Source organism: Marinobacter lipolyticus SM19 (assembly GCF_000397065.2).
In the GTDB taxonomy this organism is placed as follows: domain Bacteria; phylum Pseudomonadota; class Gammaproteobacteria; order Pseudomonadales; family Oleiphilaceae; genus Marinobacter; species Marinobacter lipolyticus.
Genome location: NZ_KE007306.1, coordinates 1,010,899 through 1,033,009 on the forward strand (window position 1 = coordinate 1,010,899; position 22,111 = coordinate 1,033,009).

17 protein-coding genes and 1 riboswitch are annotated in these 22,111 nt (G+C 59.0%); of the genes, 7 read left to right on the plus strand and 10 right to left on the minus strand.

Annotation, left to right across the window (positions count from 1 at the left end; genetic code table 11):
- Positions 1 to 34: 34 nt before the first annotated feature.
- The 3 genes from MARLIPOL_RS04635 to MARLIPOL_RS04645 form a co-directional block, all read right to left on the minus strand.
- Entirely contained in the window at positions 35 to 1,792 is a 1,758-nt protein-coding gene (locus MARLIPOL_RS04635; protein ID WP_012136931.1) for a PAS domain-containing hybrid sensor histidine kinase/response regulator, read from the minus strand.
- Positions 1,776 to 2,939 carry an alcohol dehydrogenase-like regulatory protein ErcA gene (gene ercA / locus MARLIPOL_RS04640; RefSeq protein ID WP_012136932.1) on the minus strand — a complete coding sequence of 388 codons (1,164 nt, stop codon included), beginning with the start codon at positions 2,937 to 2,939 and terminating at the stop codon, positions 1,776 to 1,778. Before ercA ends, MARLIPOL_RS04635 begins: the two co-directional genes overlap by 17 nt.
- Before the next feature lie 187 nt (positions 2,940 to 3,126).
- Positions 3,127 to 4,011 carry a YncE family protein gene (locus MARLIPOL_RS04645; protein ID WP_012136933.1) on the minus strand — a complete coding sequence of 295 codons (885 nt, stop codon included), beginning with the start codon at positions 4,009 to 4,011 and terminating at the stop codon, positions 3,127 to 3,129.
- A gap of 166 nt (positions 4,012 to 4,177) precedes the next feature.
- On the opposite strand from MARLIPOL_RS04645, the gene MARLIPOL_RS04650 reads away from it, so the two are divergent.
- A complete protein-coding gene (locus MARLIPOL_RS04650; RefSeq protein ID WP_012136934.1) occupies positions 4,178 to 5,092 on the plus strand; it encodes an AraC family transcriptional regulator in 915 nt (304 codons plus the stop codon).
- Here MARLIPOL_RS04650 and MARLIPOL_RS04655 read toward each other — a convergent pair.
- Genes MARLIPOL_RS04655 through pqqA form a run of 6 tightly spaced genes read right to left on the minus strand, consistent with a single transcriptional unit; the run spans position 5,071 to position 10,175 of the window.
- Positions 5,071 to 6,972, minus strand: a complete 1,902-nt coding sequence (locus tag MARLIPOL_RS04655; RefSeq protein WP_012136935.1) for an alpha/beta hydrolase family protein — start codon at positions 6,970 to 6,972, stop codon at positions 5,071 to 5,073. The genes MARLIPOL_RS04650 and MARLIPOL_RS04655 overlap by 22 nt on opposite strands.
- Positions 6,938 to 8,095: a pyrroloquinoline quinone biosynthesis protein PqqE gene (gene pqqE, locus MARLIPOL_RS04660; protein WP_012136936.1), complete on the minus strand. Its 1,158-nt coding sequence runs from the start codon at positions 8,093 to 8,095 to the stop codon at positions 6,938 to 6,940. The genes MARLIPOL_RS04655 and pqqE overlap by 35 nt, the downstream gene beginning before the upstream one ends.
- Positions 8,092 to 8,355 carry a pyrroloquinoline quinone biosynthesis peptide chaperone PqqD gene (pqqD, locus tag MARLIPOL_RS04665; protein ID WP_036190732.1) on the minus strand — a complete coding sequence of 88 codons (264 nt, stop codon included), beginning with the start codon at positions 8,353 to 8,355 and terminating at the stop codon, positions 8,092 to 8,094. The genes pqqE and pqqD overlap by 4 nt, the downstream gene beginning before the upstream one ends.
- Before the next feature lie 8 nt (positions 8,356 to 8,363).
- Complete coding sequence (pqqC, locus tag MARLIPOL_RS04670) at positions 8,364 to 9,122, minus strand: pyrroloquinoline-quinone synthase PqqC (RefSeq protein ID WP_012136938.1); 759 nt, start codon at positions 9,120 to 9,122, stop codon at positions 8,364 to 8,366.
- Entirely contained in the window at positions 9,119 to 10,048 is a 930-nt protein-coding gene (gene pqqB / locus MARLIPOL_RS04675; protein ID WP_012136939.1) for a pyrroloquinoline quinone biosynthesis protein PqqB, read from the minus strand. The genes pqqC and pqqB overlap by 4 nt, the downstream gene beginning before the upstream one ends.
- Positions 10,049 to 10,103: 55 nt before the next feature.
- Positions 10,104 to 10,175, minus strand: coding sequence for a pyrroloquinoline quinone precursor peptide PqqA (gene pqqA / locus MARLIPOL_RS04680; RefSeq protein ID WP_007153157.1), 72 nt, complete (start codon positions 10,173 to 10,175; stop codon positions 10,104 to 10,106).
- Between the two features lie 350 nt (positions 10,176 to 10,525).
- On the opposite strand from pqqA, the gene MARLIPOL_RS04685 reads away from it, so the two are divergent.
- Positions 10,526 to 11,272, plus strand: coding sequence for a glycosyltransferase family 2 protein (locus MARLIPOL_RS04685; protein WP_012136940.1), 747 nt, complete (start codon positions 10,526 to 10,528; stop codon positions 11,270 to 11,272).
- A 1-nt stretch (position 11,273) separates the two neighbouring features.
- On the plus strand, positions 11,274 to 13,676 hold the full coding sequence (locus tag MARLIPOL_RS04690; protein ID WP_012136941.1) for a VTT domain-containing protein: 2,403 nt from the start codon (positions 11,274 to 11,276) through the stop codon (positions 13,674 to 13,676).
- A gap of 205 nt (positions 13,677 to 13,881) precedes the next feature.
- Here the strand turns inward: MARLIPOL_RS04690 and exaC are convergent, their stop codons facing one another.
- Complete coding sequence (exaC, locus tag MARLIPOL_RS04695; RefSeq protein ID WP_012136942.1) at positions 13,882 to 15,402, minus strand: acetaldehyde dehydrogenase ExaC; 1,521 nt, start codon at positions 15,400 to 15,402, stop codon at positions 13,882 to 13,884.
- 376 nt (positions 15,403 to 15,778) lie between these two features.
- Positions 15,779 to 15,903, plus strand: a riboswitch (guanidine-I (ykkC/yxkD leader).
- Between the two features lie 57 nt (positions 15,904 to 15,960).
- Between exaC and MARLIPOL_RS04700 the strand changes: the two genes are divergently transcribed.
- The 4 genes from MARLIPOL_RS04700 (at position 15,961) to MARLIPOL_RS04715 (ending at position 22,107) form a co-directional block, all read left to right on the plus strand.
- A complete protein-coding gene (locus MARLIPOL_RS04700; protein WP_012136943.1) occupies positions 15,961 to 16,695 on the plus strand; it encodes an urea amidolyase associated protein UAAP1 in 735 nt (244 codons plus the stop codon).
- A 12-nt stretch (positions 16,696 to 16,707) separates the two neighbouring features.
- Entirely contained in the window at positions 16,708 to 17,346 is a 639-nt protein-coding gene (locus tag MARLIPOL_RS04705) for an urea amidolyase associated protein UAAP2 (RefSeq protein WP_012136944.1), read from the plus strand.
- Positions 17,337 to 20,972, plus strand: a complete 3,636-nt coding sequence (uca, locus tag MARLIPOL_RS04710) for an urea carboxylase (protein ID WP_012136945.1) — start codon at positions 17,337 to 17,339, stop codon at positions 20,970 to 20,972. Before MARLIPOL_RS04705 ends, uca begins: the two co-directional genes overlap by 10 nt.
- Before the next feature lie 67 nt (positions 20,973 to 21,039).
- Complete coding sequence (locus MARLIPOL_RS04715) at positions 21,040 to 22,107, plus strand: putative urea ABC transporter substrate-binding protein (protein ID WP_012136946.1); 1,068 nt, start codon at positions 21,040 to 21,042, stop codon at positions 22,105 to 22,107.
- Positions 22,108 to 22,111 lie beyond the last annotated feature (4 nt).

Consider the following 22,111-nt stretch of genomic DNA (forward strand, 5'->3'; position numbering starts at 1 on the left):
AGTGTAGACCCTCGGGCCATGACGGGTTAGTTCGTTATTCCGAAGATGGCCCCAGCAGACTCGTCAACAATGCCCGCAGCCGATTGGGTTTGACGGGTTTGTTGAGGATCGGCAGGTATTGGGCACGCACCAGACTGCGGATATTGTCACTGCTGTCGGCAGTAATAATTGCGGCGGGAATATCACGATCCAGTTTACGGCGGACGCTATAGATGGCTTCACAGCCCGTCAGGTTATTATCCAGATGATAATCCGCCAGTATCACTGATGGGAGCTGCTCCGCCGTTGCCAGCAATTGCAAGGCCTCAATGTCACTGCGAGCGGCCATGACCGAGCACCCCCAGCGTTCCAGCAATACCTGCATGCAATCCAGAACGGCCTGTTCATTATCAATGACCAGTACCCGGGCACCGTTGAAGCCTTCGGCAAAGGATTCGAGCGGATGCGTTTCCCCGGCCTCTGCCTGGCCAGACATGCTTTTCTCCAGGGGAACAGTCAATACGAACCGGGATCCCCTGCCCGGTCGGGAGGCGACGTCAATATCGTACCCCAGAATCCTGACCATGCGTTCCACAATGGCCAGTCCCAAACCCACGCCCTGACGCCCGCCGGTGCCCTGGGGCAGCAATTGGTGGAATTCCCTGAAGATGTCACGGAGCTTACCCTCTTCGATGCCCACCCCGGTGTCCCAGACTTCGATGCGCAGGCAGTCACCGCGCGCGCGCAAAGCCAGCAGAACGCCCCCTTGACGGGTGTAGCGAAAGGCATTGCTTAACAGATTGCGGATAATGCGGGTCATCATACGCTGATCGGTTTTGACCATTGCGGGCGCCGTATGAATCCGGAACTGCAAACCGGCATTAGCCGCCACCGCTTCAAATTCCTCTCCCAGCCCGGTCGCAAGCGCCGCCACGTCAGTAAAGGCCAGATCCGGCCTCATCGCCTGCTGATCCAGCTTGGAGATATCCAGCAGATCCGCCAACAGGTCTTCCGCCCCCTCAAGGGCGCGGTGAACCTGGTGCACCATGCGCTGCTCCTGGTCCGGCAACTGGCTGTCCTGAAGGGCAGAAATCATCAGCCTGGCGGCATTCAGCGGCTGCATCAGGTCGTGGCTGGCGGCAGCCAGGTATTTGTCCTTGCTGCGGTTGGCTTCCCGCGCCGCCTCCATGGCGACCACCAGTTCGCGCTCAACCTTTTCCCGCTCCTCGATCTGGTAGCGCAGCCCGAAGTTGGCGTTCTGCAAGGCTTCGGTGCGCTCTTCCACCCGTCGTTCCAGATCAGCATTGAGCTGTTCCAGCTTTTGCCGGGCCTGAACCCGTTCGGTGATATCCGCCACGAACGCTTCCACCACTTCCGGGCCCAGGTCCGGGCGTCGCAATATGGAGATCGCAACATGCACCGGGGTGTTGTCCACCCGCCGCAAACGGGTCTCCCGAACGCGCAGACTGCCCTCGTCCAGGAGCTCCTGGCGAATCTTGTCAAACTCATTGGAACTGCAGAACAACTGCTCTCGCAGTCGAATCACCCGTTGTTTCAGGTCTTCAGGGCTGGCGTATCCGCAGATACGGGCCATCGCCGGGTTGCAGGCCAGAAAACCACCACGCATGTTGGCCTGAAAGATGCCATGAAGTGCGTTCTCAAACAGCCACTTATAGCGGTTACGCTCCTTCTCCAGTTCCTCTATGCGTTGCTGCAGTGCGGGGTAATAGTTCTTGCGGACCGACTGGCTTCCCAGCCCCAACAGGTCGCCCACTCCATAGCCGCTGTCCTTTTCCTCAGAGGGCTTCTTCATAAACGACCTGGACATCCCGCAAACTGGACTTGCGGGGATTCGTGAGTATGCAGGGGTCCTGCAGGGCGAACCCGGACAGGTACGGAATATCGGACACGGTAACCCCCAACTCGGCGAGCCGCGCCTCCAGCCCGACCTTGCGTTTGAGCTCGACAATACGGTTCATCAACCGCTTCTTGATTTCAGGCTTGCCCATACCGCGGGTATCGATGTCCATCGCCTCCGCCACCCGGCGGAAACGGTCCTCCGCCGAGACGTAGTTATAGGCCACAACATGTTCCAGCAACAACGCATTACACAAACCGTGTGGCAGATCCAGATAGCCACCAAGGCTGTGGGACATGGCGTGAACCGCGCCAAGGATGGCGTTGGAGAAAGCCAGCCCGGCCTGCATAGAGGCCAGCATGATCTGTTCACGCAGGTATGGGTTAGCGGTGTTCTCTACTAACGGTTCAAGGTTTCGGTTAATGAGCCGAATCGCTTCCAGGGCATGGCTATCGGTCAACGGCCCACTGCCGGTGGAAACGAACGCCTCGATCGCATGAACCATGGCATCCACACCCGTGCAGGCCGTCAGATAGGCATCCATAGTTTCCGTGACTTCCGGATCAATCAGGGAGACATCGGGGACCACCGCCTTGCTGATGATGGAAAACTTGAAACGCCGCTGGGGATCGGAAATGATCGCAAATTGCGAGACATCCGCCGATGTACCCGCGGTGGTTGGTATCAATATCAGCGGAGGTGAAGGATGAGTAATGGTATCCACCCCCTCGAACTCCAGAATGCTGCGGCCGTGCGTGGCCACAATACCAATACCCTTGGCGCAATCCATGGGGCTTCCCCCACCAATGGCGACAATGACATCGCACTCGCTGGACTTGTACAACTCGGCGCCCGCCATCACCTCATCCACCTTGGGATTGGGTGACACTCCGGTAAATATCGTGGTGCGAATGCCGGCATCCGTCAGCAGCGTCACAATCTCATTCACCCAGCCAGCAGCCGCCACGCCGGGATCGGAAACCAGCAGTACGTGTTTTGCCCCGAAGTTACTGGCGAAATTGGCCACGGACTTGCGCGCGCCCGCGCCAAAGACAATTTCGGGCGAAACAAATTTCCGTAGGGCCGATATATCGTGGTTCATGACCGCTCTCGATAATTTTATTGTTATCTGTATTACGAGAGTTTACCGCAAGTTCACATCATCAACTATCCGTCACCACAACATATGGACCTGGTGGCATGACCAGATTCAGAGTTCGTGGCCCGGTGGTTCATTTCTCATAGCTGCAGTCCTTTTATTGTATGCCCAAACGGTCGATCCAGCGACTTCAGGGCTCGAGACTCCCAATTGTGAAAGTGCCATCCAGCATGTTGGGCAAGACGTACCTGCCATCATCCAACAGGGCAAAATCGGCGGGACCACTGGCCTCCCGATGAGCGACGGTTACCTTTCCCGAGCGAAGATCCACCGTTTTCAGCTCGCCCGCACCGGGCTCAAACTTGCCCCAATCCGACACCAGGGCGGTGTTCTCATCCACCAGACCAACACCATCAAACAGCCCGTTAACGCCGGCGATGCCTCGATACTCGCCAGTTTCCAACGACAGCACACCGAGCTCCCCTGGAAGCTCATCTGTCCCGAAGCTGGCGACGATCAGCCGCTGACGCGATTCATCGACATACAGGCCATTGGGCCCGGGAAGGGGGGCAATCGGCAGAGGTTGCCCAACCAACTCACCCGAATTGAGGTTGACCTGGAAGATCGCACCGGTATCGGTAGCGCTGACATACAGGGTTCCGGCTTCGCTGATCGCCACATCATTGAGGAAGCCAACTCCCTTAGAAGCAAAGGACAGTTCCTGGACCTGGATTCCCGTCTCCAGGTCGATACCAACCAGGCGATCAATATCAGCCACATAGAGGACCCTTTGGTATATGCCCATGCCCTTTGGCGCATCCAGTCGGACATTGCCGTCGAACATGTCCCTTTTGCGCTCCGCTCCAGGGCCAACAAGGCTTATATAGCCATCGCCATCCTTACCCGTGGGATCAAGCTTCTTACCGACGTTGGCAACCAGGTACTGGTCGCCCATGGCCAAAACGGACTCCGGCGAACTGAAGCCGTCCACTGTTTCCGCTTGTCCCGCTGCAGGCATTGCAGCCGCTAACAGGACCCAAGCCATCCTTTGCTTGAACATGTTCAAAAAGTCCATAGGTTTTTCTCCGTATTCAGTCGGCGCGTATAGTAAGATCCGTTTTGCCGTAAAGCTTTTACATTCGGGTCACTCATTTGTGCTTACAGCTCTGTTTTACCGGTGACCTGATTGTCTGGCCGAGCATCCGGAAGCTCGTCACATTCTTGAAAGGACATCTGCGACCATGACTATCACGGTTCCCGACCACCTCTTTGAAAACGCCACTCCGTTTGCACACTTCAGGACAGAACACCTAGAGATCATCCGCTATCAGCATCGAAAACAGGAGGTGGTGAATGAGGTCGTCCTCAACAAGTCCTTACTGTTGTTTGTCAACAAAGGGGGCAAACGCCTCAAGGTTTCCGATGAGGAAGCGATTCTCTCGGACCACCAGGGGGCCTTCATCCCAAAAGGCTCTTACATCATGACGGAGGTGGCGGACCATCAGTGTCCGAACGGATTCGAGTCCTTGATGGTGCTGATTGAAGATGAATTCCTGGGCAGTTTTTTCAGTGATCAGGCGATCCGGCTGCCCATCCCCGAGCGAGAACCAAGACCGGAACCCTCAATGCTGAAGCCATGGGTCAGTTTCGAGAAAACCCCGTTTTTGGATACTTCCATGCTCTCTTTGCGGGCATTCTTCGATTATCCGGAGAGGGTGAACAGCCTGTTCCTGGAAGAAAAGGTTCGGGAAATCCTGTTCTATCTGCTCGATACAAGCTGTTGTCACCAGTTGCTGAGCCACATGAAATTCACATCGGCCGGGGGCCGTAATGCCCGACTTCGGCAGTTTCTTGAATCCCACTACATGCAGCCATGGAGTGTGGAACAATTTGCGGAAAAGTTCGGCCTGAGTGTCAGTACCTTCAAACGTGAATGCAATAGTTCACTAGGCATGTCCCCAAAGCGCTGGATAAATAAGAGGCGACTGAAATCAGCGCGGCAGAGGCTGCTGTGCGGCCATGAATCGCTCACCGATATCGCCATGGAACTGGGTTTTGTCGACGGCAGCCATTTTTCCAGAATGTTCCGCAAGGAGTTCAAAAGTTCGCCCTCGGCTTACCGCAACAAAAGGGCCTACGAGAAAGACGCTCGCTGATAAAAGTCCAGCAGCCGTTCCAGAAGGGTAATCTGGCTGGTCCGCTGCCGGAAACCATGGCCCTCGTCGTCAAACCAGTGCAGCTCCGGCGATAAGCCGGCGGCTTGCATCATGGCAATCATGGCCCTGGTCTGCTCGGGAACCACCACCTGGTCCTGACCACCCTGGAAGAAAATCATCGGTGTCCGGATGCGGCCGGCCTGGTGCAGCGGCGTCCGTGCGTGCCAGCGCTCCGGATGTTGGTGTGGAGAGCCCAGCAGCCAATCCAGGTATCCGGACTCAAATCGATGGGTTGCCGCCCGCAGGCGTAACGGATCGGTCACACCATACATGCTTGCGCCGGCGGCAAAGCGGCGACTGGCGATCAATGTCATCAATACCGTGTACCCTCCGGAACTTCGGCCCTGTATAAACAGGCGACGGCCGTCAACGAGGCCGCACTCGGCCAGATAATCGGCCGCCCGCTCCATGTCCTCGACATCGGCTTCGCCCCAGCGACCCGCGAGCGCTAACCGGAACTGTCTGCCAAAACCGGAGCTGCCACGATAGTTAACTTCAGCCACGGCAAATCCGCGCTGGCACCAGAACTGTATGTGAGGGTTGAAGACCGGATAGGCTGCCGAGGTCGGGCCACCGTGGGCTACCAGGATCAGGGGCGGCGGATTCTCCGGCTCCGCTGAGGTGGGGCTGTAGAAAAAGCCCTGAATACCCGGCTCGGAGGCGCTTCCAGCCGGCACCACAAAGTTCTGCGGCAAGGCCGGTGAGTTCCCCTTCATGGCCTCTTCGCCACCCGCGACAACTCGCACCTGATCGGTGCCGGGGTTGATTGCCAGCACCGCATCCAGCCGCCTGGAGGATCGGGCAATACAATACAACTCCGCCCCTACTGAACACAGATCACGAAAATCACTGAATGTGGGGGCCAGCCTCCGGCCCTGACGACCGTCCTGGTCGAGCAGCCAGAGTTCACCGGTCCCGTTGCAATAGCGAACCCTGGCCCAGCCACCACCCACCAGGGATACATGGTGAGACTCCCCCAGTTGCCAGGGCGCATTGGCATGATCCAGGTGCGGCACATCGCACGTTACCCAGTCACCGTTAATGCCGTCCGGGTCCAGGCGCCACGGCTGCCACCAGCCGCCGTGATCTGACAGTATCCGCAGGGTGTCGCCGGCAAACACCGGTTGCTGTACCGACGCTTCCGATGGCGTCGGCCAGGTTTCGCAGCCGCGGAGCCAACCACTCTCCGTCACCACCGCTGTCCAGAGCTCGGACCGGAGCCAGGGCATATCCGGCAACTGCCAACTGACCCAGGCAATATGGCATCCGTCATCGGAAAGTGCCGGTGCTCCATAAAAATCCTGGCCACAATGCAGGATCTGGATGCCCTGTTCCGGGCCCACAGCCACCAACTGCTGCTGACCGTCCCTCTCCCTTACCGCGAGCACTCTGTGTCGCGTCGGATCTGCCACCAGCCCACCATAGGCAACTCCCCGCTCTTCGGTCAGTTGCTGGCAGTGGCCATCCATCCGATCAATGAAGTGAATCTGTTGATCCTCGCTCACCACAAACACACCGAGATCCGACGCGGCCAGCGCTCCCCCGCCATACCCATTGACCCGACTGCGAATACTCAAACCTTGTGGCCCCAGCCGTGCCGGGCCCTGGTCTGTCAGGTGCCACAGCGCCGTTATGCCAAGGGCCGGTTCAGTTTGAAGCCAGAACACGCCGGCCCGCGAAACCGACAGTGCCCCGCGCTGGATGTAGGAGGCACAGGCGTCCTCGGCGCTCAGCAGGACAGGCTGCCTGCCGGGGTCTGAATCGCAGGTAGGGGCGCAGGAAACATCAGCCCCTGAAGAACAGTCTGGAGTTATCCGCATTGCGATAGGTCAGCTCGTCAATGCCCGCCGTGGCGTGGTCGGCGGCTCTCCTCGCCGCCAGGATTCGGTCATGGTGCGAGGATTTACTGCACACCGGATCGGCGTTGACGGCGTTGCCGGTCAACAGGTACGCCTGACAGCGACAGCCGCCGAAGTCTTTGCCTTTTTCATCACAGGACCGACAGGGCTCGGGCATCCAGCTATCGCCCCGGTAATGATTGAAACCGGGGCTGTCATACCAGATGGTCTTGAGCTCCATCTCCCGCACACTCGGGAAATCAATGGGCAGCAATTTTGCGCTGTGACACGGCAAGGCCGTACCGTCCGGGGCCACAGTCAGGAACAGGCTGCCCCAGCCATTCATACAGGCCTTGGGGCGTTCCTCGTAGTAGTCCGGGGTGACGAAGATGAGCTTCATCGCCGAGCCACTGACGGCCAACTGTTGTCGATAGGCCTGAACTTCAGCTTCCGCCTTTTCCAGTTGCGCCCGGGACGGCATCAGCCCCTCGCGATTCTTGAACGCCCAGCCGTAATACTGACAGGTGGCCAGCTCGACGTAATCGGCGCCCAGGCGCTCGCACAGCGCCATGATGTCATTCATCTGATGGATGTTGTGACGGTGGATCACGAAATTAAGCACCATCGGGTAGCCGGCTTCCTTCACCGCGCGGGCCATGGCCAGCTTCTGGTCGAAGGCCTTACGGGAACCCGCCACCGCATTGTTGAGCTCCGGGTCAGACGCCTGGAAGCTGACCTGGATATGATCCAGGCCGGCATCCCGGAAAGCGTTCACCTTCGCTTCGCTGAGCCCCAGGCCAGACGTAATCAGGTTGCTGTAATAGCCAAGATGGCGCGCTTCAGCGATCAGATCCGGCAGATCCTGACGAACCAGGGGCTCCCCGCCGGAAAACCCCAGTTGCGCGGCCCCCATGGCACGACCCTGGCGCAACACGCTCACCCATTCGTCCGTGGTCAGTTCCTGCTCGGTGCTGGCGAAATCCAGGGGATTGGAACAGTAGGGACACTGCAGCGGACACCGATAGGTCAACTCCGCCAGCAACCAGAGTGGTGGCCCCGCCTGATGCGGGTTACTGACCGTTTTGGCTGCCTCGGAACTGGTCATGACATCTCGATCCAATGTTGCTGGCAGGCATCCCGGAGAAAGTCGTTCACATCCCCTTCCAGGGCACCGGCATCCGGAAACTGCTGTTCGAGGGTGGCGACAATATCGGCCACACTGCGCTGGCCATCCACTTCGTTCAGGATAGCACCGGCGCTACCATTCAGCTTCACCATGCCTTCCGGGTATAACAGTACATAACAGTCCTGCACCGGCTCCCACTGGAAGCGGAAGCCCGGGCGCAGGCGGGGCACCCTTGCCATGCTGTCGGTCACCACAGCCCCCGGTGCCAGACCGGTTGATCGGTTACGGTGTGGTACGGTGGCGTCCGGTGCAGGTAAGCCATAGTCAGGGCATCCAACATAGACCATAAGATATCCAGCTTGAATTGGAGGATTTCCAGGGCACGGGCCTGTGAGGCAGCCGTGGTGAAACTGTCCAGGGTGATCGTCAGGCCGTGCTCCACATCCCGCCGGGCTTCCGAAAGCCGTTTGCGGAAATAGTGGTAGCCGCTCTCTTCGATCCACGGGTAATGTTGCGGCCAGCTGTCCAGCCGGGACTGGTGGATCTCCGGGGCGAACAGTTCGGTCAGGGAGGAGCAGGCCGCTTCCTGCCAGGTCGCCCGGCGGGCAAAGTTCAGGTAGGCATCCACGGCAAAGCGCACTCCGGGCAGCACATGACGCTGGTCGATGACTTCTTCCCGACTCAACCCCACCGCTTCCGCCAGGCACAACCAGGCTTCGATGCCACCGGCATCACCTTCGTGACCATCGTGGTCCAGTATCCGTTGCAACCACATCCGGCGCACGCTGGCGTCCGGGCAATTGGCCATGATTGCAGCGTCTTTCTGGGGGATATTGATCTGGTAGTAATACCGGTTGGCCACCCAGCCACGAATCTGTTCTGGCGTGCATTGCCCGCCGTACATGGCTTTATGGTACGGGTGGTGGATGTGGTAATACTGTCCCTTGTCCCGCAGAGCCTGTTCAAAGTCCGTACGGTTCATGGCGGAGTTGGCTTTGGCGTTCATGGCTGCCCCGACAGGTCAATATGCATTCCATCCCAGGACACCTCAATCCCATGGCGCGTCAGTTCCGCACGTTCCGGGGAGTCCTCGTTCAGGATCGGGTTGGTGTTATTGATATGAATCAGAATCTTGCGCTTCGCCGGCATGGTGCCGAGCACTTCCATCATGCCTCCGGGGCCGCTCTGGGCCAGATGGCCCATGGCCTGACCAGTTTTGGTGCCGACCTCCTGGCGGATCATTTCGTCATCATGCCAGACGGTGCCATCCACCATCAGTACATCGGCCTTGCGCATCCAGGCCAGGATTCGTGCGTCCGGCTCCCCCAGCCCGGGCGCATAAAGCACCGTCTGCCCGGTGCGGGTGTCTTCCACAAAGACGCCGATATTATCGCCCGGGTGCGGATTGTCCCGACGCGGTGAATAAGGCGGTGCGTTACTCAGCAGCGGAATCGCAGTGAGCCTCAGGGACGGCGCGCGGGGAATCGTGAAAGACTCGTTGTCAGTGGCGGGTATTTCCCGCCAGTTCAGCCCCCCGTTCCAGTGTTCCAGCATCCGGAACAGCGGAAAACCGCCACTCAGGTCTTCATGGACCTGCTCCGTGCACCAGACATCCAGCGGCAGACCCTCGCGCAGGGTCAGCAGGCCGGTGGTGTGATCTACCTGGCTATCAATCAAAAGCACAGCGCTGATGCCGGTGTCCCGTAAAGCCCTGGCGGGCTGCATGGCCGCGAAAGAGGCCAGCTGGGCACGAATATCCGGTGAGGCGTTAAACAGGATCCAGTGTTCGCCATCTTCGCTGACAGCAATGGAGGACTGGGTTCGCGCCCGGGCATTCAGTGTGCCTTTGCGGAAGCCGTCACAGTTGGAGCAATTACAGTTCCACTGGGGAAAACCACCCCCCGCTGCAGAACCAAGTACGTGGATGTGCATGAGTAAGACTCCGGAAGCAAAACGGCCAGCGGCAAAAGGCTGGCCGTTTCAGCTTTCAGCGGTTGGCGAAGTACATGGTGACTTCGAAACCGATGCGCAGATCTTCGTAGGCTGGTTTGGTCCACATAATGCTTACCTCTATTGTCATGATTGTTAGCGCATTCAGGGGTGAATCAGCGGCTGTGCCGATAACTCATGTCTCATCCTAGCGGTGGTGGCAAAAGAGCCATATGGTACTTTGGCACTGTTTTCAGACCTCCCTAAGTTCAAGGCTAATGCTGCAGCAATCAACGCACCTTCCCGCCAAAGCCACCTCTGCACCAAACTGGAATTACCAACTGAAATCCAGAGGCTGATTAAGGTTCACTTAAGGATTTTAGCGGATACTTTTGCAACTGATGTGACGCCTTCCCGGCCAGTCTCCCGACGAACCAGGGGTTCGATCCGAGGGTTTCCTAGCAAAACAGGTCCGATGACATGGAATCAAACCATTTTTTGTCCGTCGTTATTCCAGCCAAGGACGAGCAGGAAAATATCAGTCGCTTGATCGCCGAAATCTATTATGTGCTGAGCAACTACGACCACTTCGAAGTGGTGATAGTGGATGACGGCAGTAGCGGCTGCACACTAAGAACCGCCGCGTCCACCGCCCACGATCTGGGCTGCCCGATTCAGGTAGTTCGTCACGCCACCAGCGTGGGGCAAAGCATGGCTCTGCAGACGGGGATTCGTCAGGCTCGTGGCGATCTCATCATCACCATGGACGGCGATGGACAGAACGATCCTTCGGACATTCCCCTTCTACTGGACCGGGCATCGGCTCATCAGGGTCAGGACTTTTGTATTGCCGGCTACCGCCGCAACCGCAAAGACACTGCCTGGAAGCGGTTCCAGTCCAGAGTCGCCAACCGTGTTCGTGCTGCCTTGCTGCACGATGGCGTACCGGATACCGGCTGTGGCCTGAAATTGTTTCCCAAAACAACATTCCTGAAGCTGCCCTGGTTCAATCACGGCCATCGTTTTATTCCGGCGTTGGTGCGCGGCATCGGTGGCGAGATCGATGTGGTGGAAGTCAATCACCGAAATCGCCTGCAAGGTAACTCCAAGTACAACGCCTGGAACCGTGGCTGGGCGGGTCTGCTCGACTTGGCCGGGGTGATGTGGCTGTTGCACCGCACACGGGTTGCACAGATCGCGGAACTCCCGGAAACGGAGCCAGGCTAACATGATGCGATGGTATCGCTGGCTTCTGTTCGCCATCATCGGAAGCCTAAGTCTGCTAGCAGTCGAGCAGGGCTGGCTGGCATTCCTGTCGGACGAAAACCGGGTAGCTGTCTACCTGTCATCCCATGGTCTCGCCGGATGGTTGGCGGTGACCGCCGCCGGTAGTGTATTTACCGCCGTGGGCGGACCACGGCAAATGCTGGCGTTCGTGCTGGGATTCGCACTGGACTCTATCTACGGCACGATATTATCCACTGTAGCGACTTTGATAGGTGCCACGATGTGCTTCGGGACAGCCCGGCTAGTGTTCCGGCATAGCCTGATCCGGCGCTTTGGCCGTCGGATGGCTCAGTTTGACAGTCTGTTCGAGCACCAGACCGCGAGCAAGATCCTGATGGTGCGTTTACTACCGGTGGGCAGCAACCTGCTGACCAACCTGATCGCTGGTTGCGCCAGCATCCGCTTTTTACCCTTTATCGCCGGCAGTAGCCTGGGCTACCTGCCACAAATGCTGGTTTTCGCACTCGCCGGCGCCGGCATAGGGAACGCCGACCACTATCGGTTCGGCATTAGCCTGGCCCTGTTCATACTCGCGTCGCTGATGGGTGGTTATCTATACCACCAACAACGCAACCATTCCCTGACCTACCCCATGTTCTCCCGAAGTCTTTCTCAAGATATGTACGAGCAACTTCTGGCGCTGTCTCGCGATCGGCTGCTCCTATTGTTGCTGGCCTTTACCGGCGTGATGATTTTCAGTGGTATGGGGCTACGTTCGCCCTGGCCCGCTGATGAACCGAGGTTCGCCGAGGTTGCCCGCGAAATGGTGGATTCAGGACAGTGGCTCATTCCCATGCGCGGCGGCGAGTTTTACCCGGACAAGCCCCCGGTGTTCATGTGGTCCATTGCATTCTTTTACTGGCTCACGGGCAACCTTAAGCTCGCCTTTCTGCTCCCTAACGCCCTGTGTGGCATGATCACTGTGATCGCTGTCTACGACCTTGCTATACGCCTGTGGAACCGGCATATCGCGGCGGTGGCTGTGTTGCTCTTACTGCTCGCACCCCAGTTCCTGATGCAGGCCAAATCGGCCCAGATAGATGGCATGGTTGTCTGCTGGATTACTCTGGCCTGCTATGGTCTGCTGCGCCACTTTTTCTGCGGCCCGGCCTGGGGTTGGTATTTCACTGCGTGGGGATTCATGGGGCTGGGCATCATCACCAAGGGAGTCGGATTTCTTCCAGCGTTGATGATGATGATTCCGCTGCTGATCCTGCACTGGCGCGACCGGACACTGTTCGCTGAACGCATGCACTACCGTGCCGTTTTCGGCCCCTTGGTAATGCTGGCAGTGGCAGGACTCTGGCTGATCCCTATGGTGCTGTATGTGGATGCGATCAATACCACTGAAGCCCTGGCGTATCGGGACAACATCCTGTTCAGGCAAACCGGGGAGCGCTACGCCAATTCCTGGGGACACCTGAAGCCCTGGCATTACTTCCTGACCACCGTGATCCCCGTGCTTTGGTTCCCCTTGCCACTGTTACTGCTGGCTTGCCTGCGGCCATTGAGGGATGCTCTGAAGCACCAACCAGTGATTGTCGTGCTGCTGGTTTGGGTGCTGGTGGTCGTGGGCTTCTTCAGCTTCAGCCCCGGCAAACGTGGAGTCTACATACTACCGGCGCTGCCAATCTTCGCCATCGCCGTTGCGGCGATCACCGCCGGAAAAGCGCAGGCACGCTGGCTTGGACTATTTCTCACGGGACTTCAGGGAGCGCTGTCACTGGCCCTGATCGTGCTCGGCGTCCTGGCCTGGCAAGATCACCCACCCCTGGTTGACAAGATTGCCGACTATAGCCGGAACCCCACAGATCTGCACACGGCAGGCAGCTTCATGCTCACCCTTGGTCTGACCTGGTTGTTTCTGTTGGCTGGCCTGTGGCGACGAGCTGCAATTATGCGATTCTTTACTGCCCTTATGGTGACCTGGCTACTCTACTCCACCTGGGGCTATACCTTGATGGAGCCATTGCGGACACCCAGAAACATACTCTCCGCAGCTGAAACCAGACTGCCTTCCGATGCCACGATCGGTATCATTGACTTCAGTGAACAGCTGATCCTGTTCTCGAAGCTGGACGTTGTCCACTTTAGTTATTTCACCAGCATCCAGGAGCAGGAACGCAACGCCTGGCAATGGATGAACGAGGCCGGGCATCGCTATGTACTGGCGGCGAAAGACCTGGAATTCCGTTGTTTTAACCCTGCTACCGCCATCAATCTCGGCGTCGCCCACCGCGAACGGTGGCTACTGATGGGTCCGGAACAGCAGGCCAGGGCGTGCGATCCACCACAGACCTCGCAACGCTATCTCACTCCCAACCCAGGGCGCTGGCTGGAGTAAAAACGCCTAGCGCTGAAGACCCGCAGGCTTGCCGGCGTCACTACTCATAAAAAAAGGCCCCTACAGGGGCCTAAAGAGAGTGACAAAGAAAAACCCGGCTCTCTCCCGAGAGCCCCCCGGGCAGTCGCCGGGGTATGAAAACGCACGTCCATTGTGCTGGCCCATGCGCGGGCCCGTGTGGGAGGGCCCGCCCGTCGCTTTCCGATCAGAAGAATCCCAGCGGGTTGGTGTCATAGCTCACCAGCATGTTCTTGGTTTGCTGGTAATGATCCAACGCCATCTTGTGGGTTTCACGACCAACACCGGACTTCTTGTAGCCACCGAAGGCAGCGTGTGCCGGGTAAGCGTGGTAGCAGTTCATCCATACCCGACCAGCCTGGATGGCGCGGCCCATGCGGTACGCACGGTTGGTGTCGCGGGTCCAGACGCCGGCACCCAGCCCAAACTCGGTGTCATTGGCGATCGCCAGGGCTTCTTCCTCGGTCTTGAAGGTGGTTACACCCACCACCGGCCCGAAGATTTCTTCCTGGAACACGCGCATCTTGTTGTCGCCCTTGAACAGGGTCGGCTGGATGTAGAAGCCATTGTTGAACTCAACACCGAGATCTTCGCGATCACCGCCGGTCAGAACCTCAGCCCCTTCTTCCTTACCGATGGCGAGGTAGGACATGATCTTATCGAACTGTTCCTTACTCGCCTGCGCGCCCACCTGAACATCGGTATCCAGCGGGTTGCCACGCTTGATGGCCTTGGTACGCTCAACGACCTTGGCCATGAACTCGTCGTACATGTCTTCCTGCACCAGAGCACGGGACGGACAGGTGCAGACTTCGCCCTGGTTGAAGAACGCCAACACCAGACCCTCGACGCATTTGTCGACAAACTCGGGCTCGGCCTTCATCACATCGGAGAAATAGATGTTCGGCGACTTGCCACCCAGCTCGACCGTCGACGGAATGATGTTTTCAGCGGCACACTTGAGGATGTGCGAGCCAACCGGGGTGGAGCCAGTGAAGGCAATTTTGGCGATGCGCTTGCTGGTGGCCAGGGCCTGACCGGCCTCGATGCCGTAGCCGTTGACAACGTTCAGCACGCCCGGCGGCAGCAGGTCACCAATGATTTCCATCAGCACCAGAATGCTGGCTGGCGTCTGCTCCGCAGGCTTGAGCACGGTGCAGTTACCGGCGGCCAGACACGGGCCCAGTTTCCAGGCCGCCATCAGCAGCGGGAAGTTCCAGGGAATGATCTGACCCACAACACCCAGCGGCTCATGGAAATGGTACGCCACGGTATTCTGGTCGATCTCGCCCATATGACCTTCCTGGGCACGGATGCAGCCGGCAAAATAACGGAAATGATCCGCTGCCAGCGGAATATCGGCATTCAGGGTTTCACGAACGGCTTTACCATTATCCCAGGTTTCGGCAACCGCGAGCCGTTCCAGGTTGGCTTCAATTCGATCCGCAATTTTCAGCAGGATGTTGGAACGTTCCTGAGCAGAGGTCTTGCCCCAGGCAGGTGCAGCCTTGTGGGCGGCGTCCAGTGCCAGTTCGATGTCTTCCGCGGTGGAGCGGGGAATTTCACAGATGACGTCACCAGTCACCGGCGTGATGTTCTCGAAATACTGACCTTTCACCGGGGCGACCCACTCGCCGCCGATGAAGTTCTCGTAACGGGGTTTGAAGGAGACGACGGAGCCTTCCTTTCCTGGTTGTGCGTAGATCATGGTGTCGACCTCTTGTTGTGTTTGTCGCTTGGCAACGCGGCCTTTCGCGTTTACCTGTTCAATGTAGACCTCCAAACCGGTTAGGTGAATGATTCGATGGAGGGGAAAAACTCATCCCTTGGTAGTAGGTGACAGGAAGTCCACGGCACCGTGCGCTGGCGCCCATCGGCCGAATTATTAAAGTTTGCACTTCCTCTACCGCAGCCCTCGCCAAAAAATAGTGCAAGCGCCCTATCTCGGAGCAGCATTTTTCGGGTGAAAACAGAAAAACACCCAAGGAACAATCAGTTAACTAATTGGCACAGACTATGCTCTGCTTCTGGTACGCAGCGAAGAGTCGGTTACTGAAACCACCATCAAAGCGCGACAATCTGACAAATAGTTCAACTAGGGTTCCGGCCTGTTGCTCGCAGTGATGCAAATGCGAGGCAACACAGGCGACTGGTCCGAGAGTTGACGACCTTTTCCAAGGTTACACGGCGGGACAAAAGCCCGGGAGGATCGTTCAGTGACTGACGTCTCTCGTTTTTTTGAACCCCGTACCAGAAGGAAAAGGCAATGCTCGACTCGCTCAATAGCGCAGCCCCCCTCTACGACGATCTGATTCCCGGCGGATCCCACTGGTCTTTTATCATGCGCCGTGGCCACGTGCTGCGCCTGATTGATGAAACCGGCGGTGCCAACGTCGGCATGTTGATGTACAACCCCGAGAACCCGCTCGAGCGGTACAACATGCCGGACACCCTGAAAAACCAGCACACCTTCCTGCTGACCAAAGGCCATGTTCTGCTTTCCGATATGGGGCGAGTATTTGCCTCCATTATTCGAGACGACCTGGGCTGGCACGATACCGTCAGCGGCACCTGCAACGCCGATCTGGTGGAGCAACGCTGGGGCAGGAAGACCTACCAGCAGGCCCACAACCATTACCACCGCAACGGCTTCACCAGCTTCCTCAATGAACTGGCCAAGTATGGCCTGGGCAAGAAAGACCTGACCGCCAACCTGAACTGGTTCAGCAAGGTAAAGACCGACGACGAGGGCAACATGACCTTTGCCGCCAACCACTCCCATGCCAGCGCCACCGTGGACCTGCGTTTCGAGATGGACACCATCGTGGTGCTGCACACCTGCCCCCACCCGATGAATCCGGCCAGCGAGTATCCCAGCCACCCCGTGCGCTACCAGCTCTTCAGGGCGGCACCGGTGACCGATGCCGATCCCTGCAGGATCTCGTCGCCGGAGGCCACCCGCGCCTTCGCCAACAACGCCCTTTACCACCTGTTCCAGTAACGGAGGCCGGACATGATCAAGCAAAGCGCATTAGACCCCGAAAACGCCGCCTTCCGTGAAACCGTACCGGCGGGCGAGTATTTCCTGAAAGTGGTGAAGGCCGGCGAGACCGTTCGCATCCTGGACCTGGAAGGCAACCAGGCCGCCGACACCCTGTTCTACAACGCCCATAATCCGACCGAGCGCTACAGCGCCGTGGACACCATCCGTGAGCAGGGCAACGTGTACCTGACCGCCGGCTCGAAGCTGATGTCCTCGGAAAACAACGTGATGCTGGAGATCACCGCCGACACCTGCGGCCGCCACGACACCCTCGGCGGCGCCTGCGCGGCGGAGAGCAACACCACCCGCTACGCCCTTGAGAAGAAGTGCATGCACGCCTGCCGCGACAGCTGGCTGGTGGCGGTTGCCGAGCACGAGGAGTTGGGCATGACCAAACGGGACATCACCCATAACATCAACTTCTTCATGAACGTGCCGGTTACCGCCGATGGCGGCCTGAGCTTTGAGGACGGCATATCCGACGCTGGCAAATACGTGGAGTTGAAGGCGGCAATGGACGTGCTGGTGATGATTTCCAACTGCCCGCAGCTGAACAACCCCTGCAACGGGTGGAACCCGACACCGATTGAGGTGCTGGTATGGAGCTGAGCAGCACCTTCAACACATTCAACAAAGTCCTGATTGCCAACCGGGGCGCCATTGCCTGCCGGGTGATCCGCACCCTGCGGGACATGGGCCTCACCTCGGTGGCGGTCTACAACGAAGCGGATGCGGATTCCCTGCACGTGCGCCAGGCAGACGAAGCCTGGTCCCTGGGCGAAGGCCCGGCCGCAGCCACCTATCTGGACCAGGATAAGCTGTTCGAGGTGATCCGCAAAAGCGGGGCCGGCGCCATTCACCCGGGTTATGGGTTCCTGAGCGAGAACGCCGATTTTGCCCGGCGCTGTGATGCCGAGGGCGTGGTGTTCCTTGGCCCTACCCCGGAACAGATGGAACAGTTCGGCCTCAAGCATACCGCCCGGGCCCTGGCAAAAAACGCCGGCGTACCAATGCTGCCCGGTACGGGATTACTGACCGGCCTGGATGAAGCCCTGGAGGCGGCCGGGAGCATCGGCTACCCGGTGATGCTGAAAAGTACCGCCGGCGGAGGCGGCATTGGTATGTCCCGCTGCTACAGCGCCGAGGATCTGAGTAAAAGCTTTGAATCCGTACAGCGCCTGAGCCAGAACAACTTCAGCAACAGCGGTGTGTTCCTGGAAAAATTCGTGGAACACGCCCGCCACATTGAGGTGCAACTGTTTGGCGATGGCAGGGGCCAGGTACTGGCTCTGGGCGAACGTGACTGTTCCGCCCAACGCCGCAACCAGAAGGTGATCGAGGAAGCACCCGCACCTGGCCTGACCGACGACATCCGTAACCGCATGCACGCCACCGCCCGCCTGCTGGGTGAAAGCATTACCTACCGCAGTGCCGGCACCGTGGAATTCATCTACGACCCGGATACCACCGAGTTCTATTTCCTGGAAGTGAATACCCGCTTACAGGTGGAGCACGGCGTAACCGAGCAGGTTTACGGTGTGGATCTGGTGCGCTGGATGGTGGAACTGGGGGCCGGTGCCCTGCCGGACCTGAAGGAACTGAGCCATAACCTCATCGCCTCCGGCCACGCCATACAGGCGCGGATCTACGCCGAGGACCCCAACAAGGATTTCCAGCCCGGCGCGGGGTTGCTGACCAACGTGGCCTGGCCGGATGACGACGGTCTGCGCATCGACACCTGGATCCAGCCGGGCACGGAAGTCTCACCCCTGTTCGACCCGATGCTGGCCAAGGTGATCGTCCATGAGCCGGACCGGAAAGCGGCACGCCGACGATTGATGCAGGCTCTGGATGACAGCCAGCTCTACGGCATCGAAACCAACCTCAGGTACGTTCGCCAGGTGCTGGAAGATCCGCGTTTCGTGGAAGGCCGCCTGTTTACCCGCACCCTCAACGAATTTGACTATCAGCCAGCCACGGTGGACGTACTCAGCGGCGGCACCCTGACCACGATTCAGGACTACCCGGGCCGCATCGGCTACTGGGAAATCGGCGTGCCGCCCTCCGGCCCGTTCGACAGCTATTCCTTCCGCCTGGGGAATCGCCTGCTGGGCAACCCGGAGGAAACCCCGGGGCTGGAGATCACCCTCAAGGGGCCGGTGCTCAGCTTCAATCGCGCCACACAGATTGCCCTCACCGGGGCTACTCTGGAGGCATCGCTGAACGACGAGCCGGTGGATTTCTGGCAAGTGATTGACGTGCCAGCAGGCGCCACCCTGAAACTGGGCGCCACCACCGGCGACGGCGCACGGGCCTACGTGCTGTTCCGGGGCGGCCTGGAGTGCCCGGAATACCTCACTTCCTGCAGCACGTTCACCCTTGGCCAGTTTGGCGGACACTGCGGCCGCGCCCTGAGGGCCGGGGATGTACTGGCCTTGAGCGGCGCCGAACCCGTGGCTGCCAACACACTCCCCAACGAACTGAAACCGACCATCGGCAAGACCTGGAAACTCTATGTGACCTACGGTCCCCATGGTGCGCCAGACTATTTCACCGGCCAGGACATAGACACCTTCTTCGCCAGCGAATGGGAGATTCACTACAACTCCAGCCGCACTGGCGTGCGCCTGATTGGCCCCAAACCGGAATGGGCCCGCAGCGACGGCGGCGAAGCCGGCATGCACCCCTCCAACATCCACGACAACGCCTACGCCGTGGGTACCGTGGACTTCACCGGGGACATGCCAGTCATCCTTGGGCCCGATGGTCCCAGCCTGGGCGGTTTCGTCTGCCCGGTCACGGTGATCAGCGCCGACCTCTGGAAACTGGGCCAGCTCAAGGCCGGCGACAAGGTTCAGTTTGTACCGGTGAGCCAGGATCAGGCTGTCGCCCTGCGTGAAGCCCTGGACGATTCCGTGGCCACGTTGACGGCGGCCACCACTCACATCACGCCCATCAAGCCGGAAACACCGATCCTGGATTCGCTGGGCACCAGCGACCATGAAACCGGCGTGGTGTACCGGGCTGCCGGTGACAATTACGTGCTGGTGGAATACGGCCCCATGGAGCTGGACATTCGCCTGCGCTTCCGCGCCCACGCGCTAATGCTGTGGCTGCGGGAGCTGAACCACAACGCCATCCTGGAACTGACACCCGGCATCCGCTCCCTGCAGGTGCACTACGACAGCCGCAAACTGAACCAGCGCACCCTGCTGGACCTGCTGATCAGCGCCGAAAAGGAACTGGAAAAGCAGCCGGACTGGGATGTGCCCGCCCGTATCGTGCACCTGCCCCTGTCCTGGGATGACGAAGCCTGCCAAACCGCCATCGCCAAATACATGCAGTCAGTACGCAAGGACGCCCCCTGGTGCCCCAGCAACCTGGAGTTTATCCGCCGCATCAATGGGCTGGACAGCATCGACCAGGTGAAAAAGACGCTCTTTGAGGCGAGCTACCTGGTGATGGGACTGGGCGACGTTTACCTGGGCGCGCCGGTGGCCACGCCGCTGGACCCGCGCCACCGGCTGGTGACCACCAAATACAACCCGGCCCGCACCTGGACGGCGGAAAACTCCGTGGGCATCGGCGGCGCCTATCTGTGCATCTACGGCATGGAAGGCCCCGGCGGCTACCAGTTTGTCGGCCGCACCCTGCAGATGTGGAACCGCTACCGCACCACCGACGTCTTCGAGCCCGGCAAGCCCTGGCTGCTGAGGTTCTTCGACCAGGTGCGCTTCTACGAAGTCAGCGCGGAGGAACTGCAACAGATTCGCCGGGACTTCCCCAATGGCGACTACCCGATCCGCGTCGAGGACACCCGCTTCAACCTGAAGGACTACGAACAGTTCCTCGCCGACAACAACGACGAGATCCAGACCTTCACCGACAAGCGCAAACAGGCCTTCGATGAAGAACTGCAGCGCTGGATCGAATCCGGCCAGATCAATTTCAGTTCCGAGGCGCCCATTGAAGATACCGGCGAGGACGACATCGCCAACCTGCCGGCGGGCCAGCACGCGGTGGAAAGCCATGTGGCCGGCAACCTGTGGGAGTGCCTGGTCAAGCCCGGCGACACCATCGAGGCCCAGCGCCCGGTGGCGGTAATAGAGTCCATGAAGATGGAAATCGAGCTTCTCAGCCCGGTTGCCGGACGCGTGGTGAACGTGCGCCGGGAGGCGGGACAGGCGGTCTCGCCGGGAACGCCGGTGGTAATCGTGGAAGAGTTCAGCCAATGAATGCCAACAATCCTGATACCAATAAAACCAGATCGACCAACGCGGGCACTGCCCGAGGAGAGAGACCATGAAAACATCTGACCTGAGCAAGCGCCTGGCGGCCGGCCTGCTGACCGCCTCCCTGTCCATCGGGGCTTTTGCCGAGGAAAAGAAATCCTTCAGCATCGCCTGGACCATCTACGCCGGCTGGGTGCCCTGGCAGTATGCCGAAGACTACGGAATCATTAAGAAGTGGGCGGACAAGTACGATATCGAGGTGGATATTGTGCAGGTCAACGACTACATCGAGTCCATCAACCAGTACACCGCCGGCCAGTTTGATGGTGTGGTTGCCACCAGCATGGACGGCCTGTCGATTCCGGCTGCCTCTGGCGTCGATACTACCGCACTGATCGTCGGGGATTACTCCAACGCCAATGATGGTCTGGTGTCCAAAGATGCGAAGTCCATTGCCGAACTGGAAGGTGAGACCGTCCACCTGGTTGAGTTGTCCGTTTCCCACTACCTGCTGGTCCGCGCCCTCAATACCGTTGGGCTGGAAGAGCGGGATATCAGCGTGGTCAACATTTCCGATGCCGATCTGGTGTCTGCTTTCCAGACCGATGATGTGCGCCATGTTGCCACCTGGAATCCGCTGCTTTCGGAGATCGAAACCTATCCGGGTGCCACAAAACTGTTCGATTCCAGCCAGATTCCGGGCCACATCAAGGATCTGGCGCTGGTGAACACCGAAACGCTGGCCGACAATCCGGCGCTGGGCAAGGCGCTTGTAGGCGCGTGGTATGAAACCATGAGCATTCTGGCGTCCGACAGCGAAGAGGGCCAGGAGGCCCGTACCTTCCTGGGCGAGCTGTCCGGTACTGATCAGGCAGGGTATGAAGCACAACTGGCCGGCATGAAGATGTTTTGGGAACCTCAAAGCTCGGTGGACTTCATCAACAGTGAGGAAGCGCACGAGGCGATGGACAGTGTCCGTCAGTTCTCCTTCGACAAGGGTCTGCTCGGCCAGAGTGCCATGAGCCCCGACTTCGTCGGCATCGAGTTCCCGAACGGCTCAGTCATGGGAGACGAGGGTAATGTGAAGCTTCGGTTTAACGACGACTACATGCAAATGGCGGCGGACGGGGAGATCTGAGGCC